The sequence below is a fragment of the Bacteroidota bacterium genome, from assembly GCA_016699695.1.
GTDB lineage: Bacteria > Bacteroidota > Bacteroidia > Bacteroidales > UBA10428 > UBA10428.
This window is the reverse complement of sequence record CP065006.1, coordinates 2282517-2298771: the sequence shown is the minus strand read 5'-3', so window position 1 is coordinate 2298771 and position 16255 is coordinate 2282517. Positions and strand designations below refer to the sequence as shown.

Sequence of the window (16255 nt, the reverse complement as noted above, 5' to 3'; positions counted from 1 at the left end):
ACGATTACAGGGGGGCAAATGTAGTGCATAATTTTTACAACAACAAATTTTATTTCGTTAAAATATTTTTAACTTTTTCTGTCAATCTGGCACTAAGAAGATGACTATTTTAGTTTGGTAAGACTTTTGTAAAAGAAGAAAAAAACTTAAAAAAATGGGAATAGGATACATTTTAATTTTTGCTGCATTTGCTATATTCAGCTTAATTGTCAGCCATCAACTCAAATCGCGCTTCAAACGCTATGCAAAAATACCAATCAATAAAAGCATGACTGGTAAAGATGTAGCTGAAAAAATGTTACATGACAGTGGCATTCACGATGTGCGGGTTATTGCAACCGAAGGTCAGCTAAGCGACCATTACAACCCGGCTACAAAAACGGTTGCCTTGAGCCACGATGTCTATTATGGTCAGCATGTGTCGGCCGCAGCTGTCGCTGCGCATGAATGTGGTCATGCCATTCAGCATGCCCAGGCTTATGCCCCGTTAAAAATGCGTTCGGCAATGGTGCCCATTCAGAATATCAGCTCCACCATTTTAAATATCATTTTTACCATGATGTTTTTTGGTGTGTTTATTATGCAAGGGTTCGAGGCAATCGCTTTGCCTATTATAATTGTTGCATATGGTGTATTCACGCTATTTGCTTTTATTACTCTACCCGTAGAGATTGATGCCAGCCGAAGAGCACTAGCCTGGTTGTCGAACAGCGGAGTAACAAATTATAACAACTATCCGCAAGCCAAAGATGCCTTAAAATGGGCTGCCTACACCTATGTTGTTGCCGCTTTGTCATCGCTGGCCATGCTTATTTACTTCATTTTGCGCTTCGCCAATCGCGACTAACAATCAATTTTAAAATGATTGTTTTGTATAGCTCGGAGCAGCTTGCAAAAATAAATACAAGAACCTGTTTCCTGAAAGAGAAAGTTATCTCTTAAATGGAAACAGGTTTTTTGGGCAATCTATTTCTAGCTGAAATGAATATCAGCGACAAACTGAATTCAGAACTGGAATCAATAGCTGATTATAAATTCAATAAACGCCCTACCGAATAACCTGTATAACGCAGCATGACAGGTGCCTTCCTTAAGGCTGTTTGAAGATCAGATTCTCCGTCGGACAAGCAGAAAATTGCATCAAAGTCGTTTTCTAATAGTTTCTCATAATCTTTCCCAAGCGCACCAGCTATGGCAATTACCGGTTTGCCAAATTTTCTTGCCGCCCGGGCCACACCAATTGGTGTTTTTCCCGACAAGGTCTGTCCATCCATTTTTCCTTCGCCGGTAATTACAAGGTCTGCCCATTTGCAGTGCGCCTCAAAACCGATTAAATCAGCAATTAGTGAAAATCCGTTTTCGAGCCTTGCCTTACAAAAAGCAAGTAAGCCAGCACCGAGGCCACCAGCTGCTCCTGCCCCGGACACTTTTTCAATATCTAAACCCAACTCTTTGTGAATTGTTTGTGCATAATGCACCAGGTTGTTTTCAAGTGCCTCAATCATCCATGCCTCTGCTCCTTTCTGTGCAGCAAAACTTCGACTGGCTCCATTTTCGCCCGTGAGTGGATTCGACACATCGCATGCCACCAAAAACTCTGTCTGAGCTATTCTGGCATCTAAACCACTTAAGTCGATGTGGCTCAGTTTCGAAAGCGAGCCTCCGCCTGGTGAAATTGATTTGCCTTCTACATCGAGAAGCTTTGCTCCAAGTGCTGCAGCCATGCCCGAACCACCATCGTTAGTGGCACTTCCGCCAATTCCCAGGATTATTCGTCTACAACCCAAATCCAAGGCATGAATGATCAACTCACCTGTACCAAAAGTGCTGGTAACCCAGGGATTTCTTTCTTCCTGAGTAAGATGTTCAATGCCCGACGCCGCTGCCATCTCAATCACTGCAGTAATGCCATCACCCAAAAAACCATATTTAGCTTCCCGCAAGCGCAGAAGAGCATCTCTGACTTTACATATTCTCATTCCCCCATTTGTGGCCTTTACAATATTAACAGCAGTTCCTTCGCCTCCATCAGCCATAGGTATATTGCGAATATCGAATGATGGTGAAGCGCGCCATAATCCCTCAGACAAATATTGACCTGCCACTTCGGCATTCATGCAATCTTTCAGCGAATCAAAAGCAATTAAAATTTTCATTCAAAAGTATTTCGCATTTAAGGCTTTTGTTTATTTTCCTGTTATTTCACTATTATAAACCAATCCGTTCATCTTTGACGGTTATCTGGAACAGGCGCCTAAGTGTATTTATGCACACAACCATCGGTTTATACCCATTTTTAAGATTAAAGGAAACATCTATGCAACGCTTCCGTAACAACGCTCAAACAAACTTAATAAAGCAATTATGAACCTCAAAAAATTATTCATTCCCCTAGTACTTTTTATTGCCCTTTTAAGCGGTGGAAAACTTAATGCTCAATCTGATTTGGGTGAAGCTCAAGCCATGTTTATATACAATTTCCTGGCACACATTAAATGGCCAGATGCTGACCTCAGTAATAAATATGTGATTGGTGTTTATGGAAAGACCACTACCACTTTACATCTTAAAAAATATACCAGTAACCGGATGGTTGGCAACAGGCCAATAGAGGTAGTAGAATACACAGACCTGGCACAGGTGAAAGGTTGCAATGTTTTACTTATTGCCGAAAGCAAAAGCAGTCAGTTAGCTACGGCCACTTCCCAATTAAAAGGAAAAAGCTGTTTGATTATCAGTGAAAAAGAGGGTGCAACAGCCCAAGGTGCAGCCATTGCATTTCAGGTTAGTGAAGGAAAATTAAGGTACAAACTCAGCGAGAAAAATGCCTCAGAGCACAATTTGTATGTGAGCCGTGCTTTGACCACCATGTCGCTCTAAAAAAAATACAACATATAAAAAAACCGCCCCCATAAAGGGCGGTTTTTTATTTCTACCAACCTGAGATCAAGAAGCCATTCAGGCGGCGGGGTCAATTCTTTCCTCTTTGTAAACCTTGTTGATATCGAAAACGGAATGAAGTTTTACAAGCTGAATAAACTCCCATACTTCGGGTGTAACATGCGTTAGAACTACACGAGAGCCATATCGACGCGACATTCGCGATAATAAATTAAGGGTATCCATCATATGGCTGTCGATAAACCGTATGGCTGAAAGATCAATCTCCAGTTCGCTACCACGTTTGGTTACCATATCCATCAATATCTCTCGAATGCCTATTGTATTTTGAACTGTTAAGCGGTCGACACCAGTGAAAGAAACCAATTTTCCATTCATCGTATTCCTGATAACAAGGAATTTTGCAAATATTGTTTCCATTTTTTTAAGTGTTCGTTTCAAAGAACGAATTCAATCAATTCGTTAGAAAATGAAAAACAAGAACAATGCCAGAGTGATAACCAATTCGCCTAAACATTAAACAAATATCGATTGAGCTTTAGAAGCTATTCACATATTTTGGTTATCTTAGAGTACTGTAGAAACATTTTGCCGGGTGGCATTTTCTGAAAAATGATTTAAATAATGAGTGAATTATTTGCAGTTTTACCATACAGCTTGTTTTTAATTTTGAACGATTCCGGATGGTTTACAGTTCAATCAAGTATCATTTCGGCCCTATTTCTGGCAGTAATTATAGGACTTTTTTTTACAAACAAAAGGCTCTTGGCAAGCAAACACACAGTGAATACTCAGGTTGAGGGGTTAACCAATGAACTAGCCGATTTAAAAACAAACTTTTCAACCCTTGCCCGTGAATCTGAGCAATTAAAAGAAATAATTAAGTTTCAGAAAGAAGAGTTATCTCAACGTAGCACTAAAATCGCAGAAAACGAAGGACTGGTGTACAACGAGGTACTGAAACGCACCAGTGAATTACACACCATGCTTGAAATAGCTGAAGAAAGTAATAAACTGAAAACCGCATTTTTAGAGAAGATCAGTCGCGAACTTCGCACTCCTCTAAATGCCATACTAGGATTTATAAACCTGCTGAACAATCCCGATTTACCCGACCGTGACCGGGCATATTATTACAAATACATCCAGGATAGTGGAAATAACTTACTTAGCCTGATTGACAATATCATCGATTTTTCCAAGCTCGAGACCAACGAGTTAATAATAGAACCCAGAAGATGTAATCTTACAATCATGCTCACCGACCTGGTTGATAAATACAGAAATCGTATGGTGAGGCAAAATCAGTCTGTGAATCTGATATTTAACAAACCGGAATCCGACCACGAATCGCTGGTAGATTGTAAACGAGTTATACACATTGTCGATCAATTGCTTAGCAATGCCATTAAATTTACACCTGAAGGTAAAATTGAATTATACTATCAGGTAAAAGACGACCGTCATGTTTTCCAGGTCAGTGATACTGGAATAGGTATCGACAAAAAATACCAGGAAATAATTTTTGAACGCTTTTATCAGATCGAACCTGAAACAAGGGAGGTATTTCGGGGAGCAGGACTTGGCTTAACAATTGCCAAAAAATTGATAGAATTGTTAGGAGGTACAATCGACCTTCAATCCGAACCAGGGAAAGGCTCGGTGTTTATTTTTACCATTCCATTTATAGGCATCGACCATCCAAATGCCCAGCCCATTGAGGCAAGCAGAGATTATAACTGGGAATCGAAAAAGATACTGATTGCTGAAGACGAAGACTCCAATTTTCACTTTCTCGAGGCAGTATTGAAAAAAACCAAAGCAAAAATTATTCGTGCTGTCGATGGAGTTAAATTTCTCGAGATCATCAACGAAACCAAGGACATAGATCTTGTGCTGCTGGATATTAAGATGCCGGGCATCAATGGGTTCAATGCCATAAAAGTAGTGAGGCAGCAAAAAATTACCATACCTGTAATAGCCCAAACAGCTTTTAACCAACCCGAAGACAAACAAATGTGCCTCGATAGCGGCTGTAACGACTACCTGGCCAAACCTATCGATAAAGACCTATTATTGTCGAAAATTGCCCGGTTTTTTTAATCTCTTGCCTTATCCGAATAAAAAAGCCACCAGCTTTTCGGGCTGATGGCGCTTTGTGGAGGTTCCGAGCGGATTCGAACCGCTGTACATGGTTTTGCAGACCACTACCTAGCCACTCGGTCACGGAACCAATTGTACAATTGGGTTGCAAAGATAGTATTTTTTCGAAATGAACGAATTTTTAAAATGCAATCCTGTACTTATTCCGATTCATATTGCTTCATACAATCCGGACAAATGCAGTCGGAGAATTTTTGATTGAGTATAAGAAATTGCTTTTTATGCAGTTGCACTGTTTCACACCAACAATCGTTCTCTCCCATGCAAGAGAATTCCTTCCCGCACGAAGGACATTTTTTTATACTTACCATCAATTCTGTCTTTTTTGTTCAATTAAAACGGATACCGAAGGCACTCTGCCTTCCAGTGGGGGCTGCAATTTCGTGAGTCTCAATTTCACATGGCTAATCTGCCAAAAATCCTTCAGCAGTCTCGAAACTATTCTACCTGCAACATGTTCGATTAGTTTCGACTTTATTTCCATTTCATTTTTTAGTAGCAAATAAATCAGCGAATAATCAAGGCTCTGTAAAATATCGTCGGTGTTCAAAGCATCCGAAAAATCAAGCTCTATTTCCAGGTCAATTCTGTAATTTCCACCAATGCGCTGCTCCTCAGCCATCACGCCATGATAAGCATAAAATTCAAGACCTTCAAACTGAAGTTTTCCCATGGTAATCTTTCTTACAGTAAATTTAAGATCCAAATTTACCCTTTTTCATAATTAAGCAAGAAAATACTTACTTTTGCAATTCTAAAAACCAAAAAAGTATTTAGTCCAACAGAAGCGTTAATGAACATTGATATATGGGTACCGAAGAAAGTAAATCGTTAAATTTTATCGAGTGTTTAATCGAAGAAGACCTTCGGTCGAATAAACATCAGGGAAGGGTTCATTTGCGCTTTCCTCCCGAACCGAATGGATATTTGCACATAGGACATGCCAAATCCATATGTCTGAATTTTGGGCTTGCCAAACAATACAATGGAAAATGCAACCTACGTTTCGATGATACCAACCCGGTTACTGAAGATACCGAATATGTCAATTCCATAAAGGAAGATATACATTGGCTGGGTTTTGACTGGGAAGACCGTGAGTATTATGCCTCCGACTATTTTGGACAACTTTATGCCTGGGCACAAATGCTCATCCGCAAAGGGCTGGCTTATGTCGACGAGAGTAGTGCCGATGAAGTATCGGCAAACCGTGGAACACCCACTGTACCAGGCAAAGAAAGCATATATCGCAACAGGTCGACCAAGGAAAACCTTGAGCTTTTCGAGCGCATGAAGAAAGGCGAATTTCCGGATGGCACTAAAGTTCTGCGTGCTAAAATTGACATGGCCTCACCCAATATGCACATGCGCGATCCGGTGCTTTACCGGATTAAACATGCTACTCACCACCGTACCGGAAACGAATGGTGCATTTACCCCATGTACGATTTTGCTCACGGACAATGCGACTTTATCGAAAATATAACCCATTCGCTTTGCACACTTGAATTCGAAGTGCACCGGCCACTCTATGATTGGTTTTTGGATAACATCATCGAAGACGAGGCTGTAAATGCCCAGCGTACCCGTCAAACAGAATTTGCCCGTTTGAATGTAAATTACACTGTAATGAGCAAGCGCTTATTGCTGCAATTGGTACGCGAAAAACATGTATCGGGATGGGATGATCCGCGCATGCCCACCATATCAGGATTAAGACGCAGAGGATATACCCCTTCTTCGATTAGAAATTTTGCAGAAAAGGTAGGTGTTGCCAAGCGAGAAAATGTAATTGATGTGGGATTGTTGGAATTCTGTATACGCGAAGACCTCAACAAAACTGCTCAAAGAATAATGGGGGTGATAAATCCACTGAAAGTTACTATCGAAAATTATCCTGATAACCTGGTAGAAGAGCTTGAAGCCATCAACAACCCGGAAGACGAAAGCATGGGTACCCGGAAAGTTCCCTTTAGTAAAACAATTTATATCGAACGCGAAGACTTTATGGAAGATCCACCAAAAAAATTCTTCCGCATGTCGCCTGGTCGGGAAGTTCGTTTGCGCTATGCCTATTACATCACCTGCAAAGAGGTGATTAAAGATGCCAAGGGTGAAATTACAGAGCTCATTTGCACCTACGATCCTGAAACCCGTGGAGGCCAATCGGCCGATAACAGAAAGGTAAAGGCTACCTTGCACTGGGTATCGTGCACCGAAGGAGTAGAAGCTCAGATAAACCTGTACGACAGGCTCTTTAAAACAGAAAACCCTTACGAGGTAGGGGAGGGAAAAACCTTTCTGGATAATATCAATCCCGAATCGCTCATCTCCGTAAAGAGTTTTGTTGAACCCTTTGCTAAAGAGGCCACTATGCGGCATTTCCAATTCGAACGTTTAGGGTACTTTTACCTCGACGACGCGAGTACTCCGGGTCATTTAATTTTTAATCGTACCGTTGGTTTGCGCGATTCATGGGCCAAAGTGGCTGGAGAAGCCTGAAACTATAACCCTAAGAGCACACCTTTGCTTCCTTAAACTACCATGTATTTGTCTATTATGGTGTATAGGTCTTTCTTCAAAATAGGCTTGGCCAGATAATCGTCCATGCCATAGGAAATAAACCTGTCGCGGTCGCCCTCCAAACCAAAAGCTGTTTGCGCTATAATGGGTAATTTGCTGCGAAAAGCTTTTATTTTTTTAGCAGCAGTTAAACCATCCATTACAGGAAGTTTGATATCCATCAGCACAAAATCAATTTCCGGATGATTGATGACCATCTGAATGGCTTTTAAACCGTCATCGGCCCAAAGGACTGAAGCTCCCAGCGGCAATATTAACTCTTTAAGATACAGATAATTAAACTCCTCGTCTTCCACTATAAGGATGTTTTTACCCTGTATAGATTGTTTTTGTAATTCCACTATTGGTTCCGGAAGTTTTGGAATTATTGGATTGGCAGGACCAAGCGGCAACTCTAAATGAAACACAGAGCCCTTTTCGAGTTCTGATTCTGCCCATATATCGCCCGAGAGGGCTTCAGTGAAACCTTTGCAAATAGAAAGTCCAAGGCCTGTACCCTCTTTGAAGTCGTGCAAATAATGATCAGCCTGCCTGAAACGCTCAAATACCATCTCAATCTGAGTGGGAGGTATTCCAATGCCAGAGTCACTTACACGAATTTCGACCATGTCTTTTTTTGTGTTTAGATCGTATTCAATTCTTATCTGGCCTTTCCGTGTAAATTTCATAGCATTCGAAAGTAGGTTTGTAAGAATCTGGCCAACTTTACTTTTATCGCTGTTAAGCATTAAACCTGGAGTCAAAGGTGGTTGCAGGAATAATTCCAGACCTTTCTTCTCGGCTTGAGGGAGAAAGAATTCGTAGATATTTACCAGCAACTCATGTAAATCGAAAATTTCACGCGAAATATTGATAACCCCTGCCTCAATCTTCGAAATATCAATAATATCGTTGATAATGCCCAACAATCTGTCGGCACTCATTTTTATGATATCAACATAGCGATATATATCTTTTTGTGTGAGGGCTTCTTTTCTTAACAAGTCGGCAAAACCAATAATACCGTTCATAGGTGTTCTTATTTCATGGCTCATATTGGCCAGGAAGGATGATTTCAGCTTATCGCTTTCTTCGGCCTGCTTCAAGGCTACAACCAAATCCTTCTCAACCTGCTTTCGTGGAGTAATGTCTTTAAAAACGGTAAGCACTGTATTTTTTTTATCGAAAAAGAGTGGAATAGAAGCCATTTCCACATCTATAATTTTTCCATCGAGCCTTACCATCTGGGTTTCGATTCCTGTAATATCAACCCGGTTACTTTGAATTTGGTTAAATTGTTCCTCAATAATTTCCTTTTGGGGACCGCTGATAAGGTCGAGGATGTTGTTGTTTATAAAATCTCGTTTTGAGCTGCCGGCAAGGGTAGTTTTAATGGCATCGTTCACAAAAACAATTTTACTATCGCGGTGCAGGGCAATGGCACTTGGAAAGTTTTCTACCAGCTTTTTATAACGTTCTTCACTTTCGCGTAAAGCTTCGTCGGCTTTAATGCGTTTAGTAATGTCGCGAATAAGAGACAAGATGGCATTATCTCCATTATGGCTAATGATTCGGCTGCTGAATTCAAGAAAGATTTCCTCACCTGTTGATTGCACGAAATTCGTTACAAAGGTAAATTCGCCTTTATCCATTAACTGCCTGATAATGCTGGATCGCTGACGCGCGAAGCTTTCGGGCATCACTTCGGTGGTTTGCATCCCTATCAGCTTATTTGCCGGCACCTGAAAGATGGCTTCGGCCATTTTACTAGCTTCGAGTATTTTCCCTTCGAGGGTAGTTACTATAATGCCATCAAGGCTGAAATTAAAGATATTTCTGAATTTATCTTCACTTTGGGTCAGGGCCATGATGGCTTCGTCACGTTCTTTTTCGCGCTGATTAATGGCGATAAGCATGTGATTGAATCGGTCGTAAAGAATGCCTATCTCGTCGTTGCTTACTCTCTTTATTTCCTTTTTATAGTTACCTGTTTCGGATATCGCAGAAGCAATGCCCGCTAATCTTAAAATAGGCTGCGAAATGTATTTTTGAAAATGCAATGCTAAAAAGAAGGAAATAATTATTATGGAAACCAAAATAAGCAATGCAGTCAATAACTGCCTTACTATATAGTATTTAAGCCCTGTCTGATACTTTACAAGTACCATTCCGTAAAGTGCACCGTTGTGAAGGATGGGTTCGTAAACTGTGAGATTATTACCCGAAAATTCCACGAAAGTCTTCTGTCTGGAAATTCGCTCCGGAACAGGTTCGTCTCCGCTGCAGGATGCATTAAACAATTGCCCGTCTTTTTTGTATACAGCAGCGCAATACATATCACCCTCCACCAGTTGTCTGTCCAACACTTCTTTAACCCTGTCGGGGAAGTTAAATTCAATGGGCATCACACAATAGTCTCCAAGAAGCTGTGCGTTTTTAATGGCGGTTGTGCGAAATTCATTTTTAGTTTCAACTATCTTGAACACTAGGTTAACCACAAGACTTAAAAATACCGATAACGCACTGATAATGGTTACTATCAGCAAAATCTTAATACGAACCGATACTTTATTGTAAAAACTCATAGCTAATTCGTAATTACCTTGGCAAACTCGAACAACAAATACTCTACTTTATATTTATCCTGATCCAGTCTCTTTTTATTCATCTCGAAATGAATGGTCTGCTTGTTGGTGATATAGAAATTAATATGCGAACCCTTTTGGGCAAATCCTTCGGCATCGGTAACTAGCAGAAAAGTATTCTCCCTGCTTAATTCTGCAGCGTATTCAAGGTCCTTGATTTTTTCGCTTTGTAAGAATAACAAGTCGGTTGGGGGTACTTCCCTTAGTGCATCAAGGCAGGTCACCTCAACCTTCAGGTTTTTAATTTTCCTATTTACAAAAGCCTTTTTAACAGTAAGGCAAAACGACTCATCACCAACTACCGTGATGTTAAACAACTGGTCATCGAATGCATGTGATTCTGGCCAGGTAATATAGCTGGAAAATTTTTCGAGGTAAGCTGTTTTAATTACCTCCTCCTGGCTTTGTGCCTTCACAAATCCGGAAAAAGAAAGTATTAGAAAACTTAATTCAAAACAATATTTTACAACCCGATTCTTCAAAATGGCTCTTTTCCCTCGTAATAATCTCCAAAGATGAAATGTTCAGTTATGAAATACCAACCTATTTACTAAAGTTACGTGGTTTGATTCGATTGAGCAATAGCTTATCAAACTTTTAATCTATGCAAAAAATCACAGGCTTCTAATCGCATAATTCTCCTTGCAAAAAGGAGAATTTAGCAATATTTGTCGGTTATCCAACCTGAAAATATTTTATTCTTATCCACCAAAAAACCATTCAACTTCCAATGAGTTGGTAAAAAAAATCACAACATGTAGGTATTTTATTGCAAATGGCTTCAACATACTTTTGTGCCAATTCATATTTAATCTAAATAAAAATTCACTAGTGGGCATTATAAATTAAGTTACGTTCTTTGAAATTCTTTGTACATCGCAGTTGTAGCGTTTTTTGATAGCGTGACGATTTGAATTGAATAGTTAGATATTTGCTTCAAAACAAGCAAATTCTATGAATCAAGGTAAATTATCTTCGCACAACTTACAGATTTTTTACCCCGCAGGGTTTTTGATCGGATTGTTCAAAATCATGAAGGGAATAAGTATGTTAGAACATTCACTTGTTGGAATCAGATGCTTTGCATGGTCTTTGGACAGCTAACTTCAAGAGACAGTATGCGTGATCTAATGCTTAGTTTGGAAGCACATCAACCCAAATATTATCACCTTGGATTTGGGCCTTCAGTATCCCGACGAAATCTAGGCACTTCAAATGCAAAACGCAGTTATAGAATATTTGAAGAGTTTGCTTACGTTTTAATTGAGCAGGCCAGAAGGAGTTGCTACAAAACCGATTTCGAAGTCAAGGTAGACGGTAACGTTTATGCATTAGATTCCACAACTATTGATCTATGTTTGAGTGTTTTTTGGTGGGCTGAGTTCCGAAAGGCAAAGGGAGGCATAAAACTTCACACCTTATATGATGTGAAGACATCCATCCCAAGCTTTTTAACATATCACCAAAGCAAGTGTCCATGATGTCAATATACTTGATCTCATCCAATTTGAAGCTGGAAGTTTTTATGTGGTTGATAAAGCATATATTGACTTCCGTCGTTTGCATAGATTGCATTCTCAAGGCGCATATTTTGTAACAAGAGCCAAAGAAAATATGCGTTTTAGGCGACTATATTCCAGAGTTGTTGACAAAACAAAAGGAGTACAATATGATCAGGTTGGAAAGCTAGAAACACACTATTCGAAAAAGGAATATCCCGATAAACTTCGCAGAATAAAGTATTATGATCAGGAAAGTAAAAATGAACTTGTTTTCTTAACCAATAATACCGAGTTAGAAGCCAAAGAGATCGCCATGTTGTATAAGAAACGCTGGGAAGTTGAACTATTTTTCAAATGGATGAAACAACACTTAAAGATTAAATCCTTTTGGGGAAATTCAATGAATGCTGTTAAGATCCAAATATATTGTGGGATCATTGCTTACTGTTTAGTCGCCATAATTGGAAACAAACTGAAAGTTGACCGTCCAATCTACGAAATATTACAAATATTCAGCATTTCTCTACTCGATAAAACGCCTGTAAGAGAGATACTTACAAAATGCGATTACAAATATGTCAAAGAACTTCAAGTTAAACAATTAAAAATCAGTGGGTTTTAAGTGCCCACTAATGATAAAAATTATCATGAAAGTAATATTTGTAAAACTTCTTTTACTTGCCTCGGTTGCTTTGTCGGCAAACCCTGTTGACAGTATAAAAACATTGCCTGCCAATAGCGTCGACAAAATGATGACTGCAGAAAGTAAATTAACCATTGGAGGTTATGCACAAATCGATTACAACCAGCCACTTAATAGAAACAGCTATCAGAACGGATTGCTCGATGTGCATCGTCTGGTAATGCTTTTTGGATATAAATTCAACGACCGCACCCAGTTTTTTACCGAACTGGAATTCGAGCATATCAGTGAAGTGTATGTAGAACAAGCCTTTCTCGATTACAAAATTAATCCCTATATCCATTTCCGTGGTGGATTGATGCTCATTCCGATAGGTATTATCAATGAGTATCATGAACCTCCCACTTATAACGGTGTTGAAAGGCCCCATGTAGACAATGTAATAGTACCCACAACATGGAGAGAACTGGGCGCCGGATTTACCGGAAACATTCCAAGAGCCATGTTGAAATATCAGCTGTATGTAGTGAACGGGTTTAAAAGCTACGACGAGGATGGCTATTACCTGAATGGCAAAGATGCTTTTAGAAAAGGCCGGCAAAAAGGCGCAGAATCTATTATCTCCACCCCAAACCTGAGCGGAAAAGTGGATTATTACGGACTACCGGGACTGAACCTTGGGATGTCGCTCTATACAGGTAAAACCCAGAGTAAAGCCTATCAGAATGTGGAGAAAGACAGCAACTTAAAGGTTGCATCGGCCGATTCTACAGTAGTAGGTCTTACAATGCTTGGACTCGATGCCCGATATCAGATTGGAGGCCTTCATTTAAGGGGTGTATTTTACTATTCTAAAATTAAGGGATCGGCAGCTTACAATACAATTTCAGGTAAGGATCTGGGAAGTTCAATGGTTGGCTATTATGCAGAAGCCGGTTACAATGTATTTCATCTCCTGCGCAATGTAAAAAGCCAGCTGATACCTTTTATTCGGTATGAGCAATACGACACTCATTTTACAGTTGATGGAGGGTTAAACCGCAACAAGGCTTATCAGAACGAAATAATTACCTCAGGGCTAGGGTGGAAACCAACCCCAGGTACTGCTATAAAAGCCGATCTTCAGTTTATAAACAATGGCCTTGACCAATATAAAACTATTTTCAATGCTGGCATAGGCGTAATGTTTTAGAAGCAAAAATGAAACAATTCCCGAAGTATACGATTCTTTTATATGCTGCTGTTTTTCTGGCCAACCTTTCTTTTGGCCAGGAGAACAGCCAAGCATACAGGAATTTAGAAAGATATGCAAAAAAAGCCTGGGGCACTGGCAAGTCCGAAATTCAATTATTAGAGAGTTTTCAGGAGCTACCCTCCAACGGACTAATATACGCCATCAGTCAAAATAATTCCCTCATAGGCTATGCCTATACGGGCAGGGTTTTTTCGTGTCGCGAGGGAGGTTGCTCAGCCACTGCAGGTGATGCAGGTTCTGATAGTTATGAGTACTTCGATTACCTGATCTTATACAACATTAAGGCAAGCATCGAACTTGTGCGTGTATTCAACTACCAGGCTACTCACGGGCAGCAGATATGCAATCCTGCCTGGTTGAACCAATTTAAGAATTATAATGGATCTTCAGTTCTACACTATGGCAGTGACATCGATGCAATATCGGGCGCCACCATTTCGGCCATATCCATTATTTCTGACATCGAAAAAATATCGGCCATCGTGAACAAATCGCTCGCAGAAGAATTCGAAAAAACCTCCCGCATAAATTAGCTGGCACCCAAAATAAGTTCTGTTCATCAAAGCAGCAAGTGCAATTGTCAGTAGCCATTTGCTTTGCGTGGTGCTTTTCGCTAATTTAGCATCCCACTGTATTTAAGGGAAGCGGAAAAATTTGACCGCTGGCAGTTTAAATCATAAGACGCGAAAAGAGAATGCTACAAAATAAACTGCAACACGACAGTTTAATCACTTATTCACAATACGATTGGTTAGCGAGCGATGGCCAGCAACTTTATGCCCAGAAATGGGATGCCGGAAAATCTACTAAGGCCGCCATTATGTTGGTTCATGGCTTTGGCGAGCACAGTACACGGTATACAAACTGGGCATTAAGGCTGGCAAAAGAAAACATTTCCGTTCTCACATTCGACATCAGAGGGCATGGACAAACCCCAGGTAAACCAGGAAAAATAAACGATTACAACCTTCTGCTTAAAGACATTGAACTGCTTGTCGAAAAGGGAAGATTTGAGTTTAAAAATATACCTCTTTTCTTGTATGGCCATAGCATGGGTGGTAATCTTGTAGCCAGTTATGCAATTACGCGTAATGCGGACCTGGCAGGAATTATTCTCACTTCACCCTGGTTCGAGCTGACAAATTTACCTCCAAGTATAGTATTATCAACTATTCTGTTCACGAGCCGACTAATGCCATGGTACATAGGTAAGGCCTCGGTAAAACCTGAATTCATTTCGCGCGAGATGCGCGAAGTGCATCAATACAAAACCGATTCGCTGACTCATAACCGCATTTCGCTTGGTCTTCTTCGTGCTGTTTACGAAAAAGGAAAGATTGCCAAACGGAGTGTATACAAAATCAATTCGCCATTGCTGGTAATGCATGGTTCCGATGACCAGATTACATCCTGTAAAGCCAGCCGGGATTTTATAAGAAATGCAAGTGACAAAACTACTTTTGTTGAATGGCCTGGCTGTTACCACGAGCTTCACCACGACATTGACCGGGATAAGGTATTCGAAAAGTTGGTGGAATGGATCAATCAGCAAATAATGGATTAGAATGCTTCCGCTCCAAACGAAAGTTCAGATTCCTCAGCCCGGCTTTTTCATAAACTATGAACAGGTTGTATCACTATTTGGTTCCTGTTTTTCTGATCATATTGGCGAAAAGCTACTCCGTTATAAATTTAAAGCCTGCCCTAATCCATTTGGTGTATTGTACAACCCGGCTTCTATAATAAATGCACTTACGCTTCTTACCCACAAAGAAGCCTTCACCGAAAACAACCTTCAGCATCGAAATGACTTATGGTTTAGTTTTTTGCATCATACTTCCTTTTCGCATCCCGATAAATTAAGTTGCCTCGAAAGAATCAATACCCGTTTCGCTACGGCAAAATCTCAGTTTGAGCAATCGGAAATAATCATTCTTACACTGGGTACTGCTTTTATTTACCGCTTAAAATCGACTGGCCAGGTTGTGGCAAATTGCCATAAAATACCAGACAGTGAGTTCACGCGCGAGTTTCTTTCTCCGGAACAAATTGCAGAATTGATGAGCCACGAAATAGGCCGACTAAACCTTAGTAAACCTGGCATCCGGTTTATTTTCACAGTAAGTCCGATCAGACATTGGAAAGATGGCGCCATTGAAAATCAGCGCAGCAAAGCCTCTTTAGTTTTAGCCATAAGACTTCTGGAGCGAGCACATGAAAACTGTTACTATTTCCCCACGTACGAAATCTTTATGGATGAATTGCGCGATTATCGTTTTTACGCCAGCGATATGCTCCATCCTTCGGATTTTGCCGTCGACTACATTTGGGAAGCCTTTACACACACTTTTTTCGATACTCCCACCCAGCAGCTGATGAAAAAAGTTCAAAAAATCACCAAATCATACCAGCACAGAAGTTTCAATAAAAATACTCCTGCACATAAAAGTTTTGTGGAAAAACTCATCGAGGAAACTGATAAACTTTGCGAACTCCATTCCTATCTGGATTTTAGCACTGAGAAACATAATTTGTTGAATAATTTTTAGTATTCATTAAACAATTCGTTCTTTTTACTTGTTTC

The 16255-nt window shown here is 40.1% G+C and carries 14 protein-coding genes, 1 tRNA gene and 1 pseudogene; 9 read left to right on the top strand and 7 right to left on the bottom strand.

Annotated features, from left to right (window positions below; all coding sequences use genetic code 11):
* Nucleotides 1-154: 154 nt before the first annotated feature.
* Nucleotides 155-847: a zinc metallopeptidase gene (locus IPM71_09715; GenBank protein QQS49889.1), complete on the top strand. Its 693-nt coding sequence runs from the start codon at nt 155-157 to the stop codon at nt 845-847.
* A gap of 181 nt (nt 848-1028) precedes the next feature.
* Here the strand turns inward: IPM71_09715 and IPM71_09710 are convergent, their stop codons facing one another.
* On the bottom strand, nt 1029-2156 hold the full coding sequence (locus IPM71_09710) for a glycerate kinase (GenBank protein ID QQS49888.1): 1128 nt from the start codon (nt 2154-2156) through the stop codon (nt 1029-1031).
* Between the two features lie 208 nt (nt 2157-2364).
* Here IPM71_09710 and IPM71_09705 point away from each other — a divergent pair, with 208 nt between their 5' ends.
* Nucleotides 2365-2880, top strand: a complete 516-nt coding sequence (locus IPM71_09705; protein ID QQS49887.1) for a YfiR family protein — start codon at nt 2365-2367, stop codon at nt 2878-2880.
* A 78-nt stretch (nt 2881-2958) separates the two neighbouring features.
* Here IPM71_09705 and IPM71_09700 read toward each other — a convergent pair whose 3' ends face one another.
* Complete coding sequence (locus IPM71_09700; protein QQS49886.1) at nt 2959-3321, bottom strand: STAS domain-containing protein; 363 nt, start codon at nt 3319-3321, stop codon at nt 2959-2961.
* Between the two features lie 204 nt (nt 3322-3525).
* Here IPM71_09700 and IPM71_09695 point away from each other — a divergent pair, with 204 nt between their 5' ends.
* Nucleotides 3526-5004, top strand: a complete 1479-nt coding sequence (locus IPM71_09695; protein QQS49885.1) for a response regulator — start codon at nt 3526-3528, stop codon at nt 5002-5004.
* A gap of 56 nt (nt 5005-5060) precedes the next feature.
* Here IPM71_09695 and IPM71_09690 read toward each other — a convergent pair.
* The 3 genes from IPM71_09690 to folB all read right to left on the bottom strand — a co-directional run bounded on the left by IPM71_09690 (nt 5061) and on the right by folB (nt 5770).
* Nucleotides 5061-5134: transfer RNA gene (locus IPM71_09690), tRNA-Cys, on the bottom strand.
* A 70-nt stretch (nt 5135-5204) separates the two neighbouring features.
* On the bottom strand, nt 5205-5375 hold the full coding sequence (locus IPM71_09685; GenBank protein QQS49884.1) for a cysteine-rich CWC family protein: 171 nt from the start codon (nt 5373-5375) through the stop codon (nt 5205-5207).
* Nucleotides 5375-5770, bottom strand: coding sequence for a dihydroneopterin aldolase (folB, locus tag IPM71_09680; protein ID QQS49883.1), 396 nt, complete (start codon nt 5768-5770; stop codon nt 5375-5377). The genes IPM71_09685 and folB overlap by 1 nt, the downstream gene beginning before the upstream one ends.
* Nucleotides 5771-5871: 101 nt before the next feature.
* On the opposite strand from folB, the gene IPM71_09675 reads away from it, so the two are divergent.
* Nucleotides 5872-7566: a glutamine--tRNA ligase/YqeY domain fusion protein gene (locus IPM71_09675; GenBank protein QQS49882.1), complete on the top strand. Its 1695-nt coding sequence runs from the start codon at nt 5872-5874 to the stop codon at nt 7564-7566.
* Between the two features lie 32 nt (nt 7567-7598).
* Here the strand turns inward: IPM71_09675 and IPM71_09670 are convergent, their stop codons facing one another.
* Together IPM71_09670 and IPM71_09665 are read right to left on the bottom strand one after the other, a co-directional pair.
* A complete protein-coding gene (locus IPM71_09670; protein QQS49881.1) occupies nt 7599-10211 on the bottom strand; it encodes a PAS domain S-box protein in 2613 nt (870 codons plus the stop codon).
* A 2-nt stretch (nt 10212-10213) separates the two neighbouring features.
* The gene (locus IPM71_09665; protein ID QQS49880.1) at nt 10214-10753 is read right to left on the bottom strand and encodes a YfiR family protein; all 540 of its coding nucleotides are present in this window, start codon (nt 10751-10753) and stop codon (nt 10214-10216) included.
* A 472-nt stretch (nt 10754-11225) separates the two neighbouring features.
* Here IPM71_09665 and IPM71_09660 point away from each other — a divergent pair.
* The 5 genes and pseudogenes from IPM71_09660 (at nt 11226) to IPM71_09640 (ending at nt 16220) form a co-directional block, all read left to right on the top strand.
* Nucleotides 11226-12395: pseudogene (locus tag IPM71_09660) on the top strand (IS4 family transposase).
* A gap of 22 nt (nt 12396-12417) precedes the next feature.
* Nucleotides 12418-13608: a hypothetical protein gene (locus IPM71_09655; GenBank protein QQS52813.1), complete on the top strand. Its 1191-nt coding sequence runs from the start codon at nt 12418-12420 to the stop codon at nt 13606-13608.
* Nucleotides 13609-13616: 8 nt separating this feature from the next.
* Nucleotides 13617-14204: an FMN-binding protein gene (locus IPM71_09650; protein ID QQS49879.1), complete on the top strand. Its 588-nt coding sequence runs from the start codon at nt 13617-13619 to the stop codon at nt 14202-14204.
* A gap of 161 nt (nt 14205-14365) precedes the next feature.
* Nucleotides 14366-15235, top strand: a complete 870-nt coding sequence (locus tag IPM71_09645) for a lysophospholipase (protein QQS49878.1) — start codon at nt 14366-14368, stop codon at nt 15233-15235.
* Between the two features lies 1 nt (nt 15236).
* Nucleotides 15237-16220, top strand: a complete 984-nt coding sequence (locus IPM71_09640; protein ID QQS49877.1) for a GSCFA domain-containing protein — start codon at nt 15237-15239, stop codon at nt 16218-16220.
* Nucleotides 16221-16255 lie beyond the last annotated feature (35 nt).

Excerpts from the sequence above, each read along its gene's own strand:
- IPM71_09700 (QQS49886.1), bottom strand. The coding sequence starts at position 3,321 with ATGGAAACAATATTTGCAAAATTCCTTGTTATCAGGAATACGATGAAT.
- IPM71_09670 (QQS49881.1), bottom strand. The coding sequence starts at position 10,211 with ATGAGTTTTTACAATAAAGTATCGGTTCGTATTAAGATTTTGCTGATA.
- IPM71_09715 (QQS49889.1), top strand. The coding sequence starts at position 155 with ATGGGAATAGGATACATTTTAATTTTTGCTGCATTTGCTATATTCAGC.
- IPM71_09710 (QQS49888.1), bottom strand. The coding sequence starts at position 2,156 with ATGAAAATTTTAATTGCTTTTGATTCGCTGAAAGATTGCATGAATGCC.
- IPM71_09695 (QQS49885.1), top strand. The coding sequence starts at position 3,526 with ATGAGTGAATTATTTGCAGTTTTACCATACAGCTTGTTTTTAATTTTG.
- IPM71_09685 (QQS49884.1), bottom strand. The coding sequence starts at position 5,375 with ATGGTAAGTATAAAAAAATGTCCTTCGTGCGGGAAGGAATTCTCTTGC.
- IPM71_09705 (QQS49887.1), top strand. The coding sequence starts at position 2,365 with ATGAACCTCAAAAAATTATTCATTCCCCTAGTACTTTTTATTGCCCTT.
- IPM71_09675 (QQS49882.1), top strand. The coding sequence starts at position 5,872 with ATGGGTACCGAAGAAAGTAAATCGTTAAATTTTATCGAGTGTTTAATC.
- IPM71_09645 (QQS49878.1), top strand. The coding sequence starts at position 14,366 with ATGCTACAAAATAAACTGCAACACGACAGTTTAATCACTTATTCACAA.
- IPM71_09650 (QQS49879.1), top strand. The coding sequence starts at position 13,617 with ATGAAACAATTCCCGAAGTATACGATTCTTTTATATGCTGCTGTTTTT.
- IPM71_09640 (QQS49877.1), top strand. The coding sequence starts at position 15,237 with ATGCTTCCGCTCCAAACGAAAGTTCAGATTCCTCAGCCCGGCTTTTTC.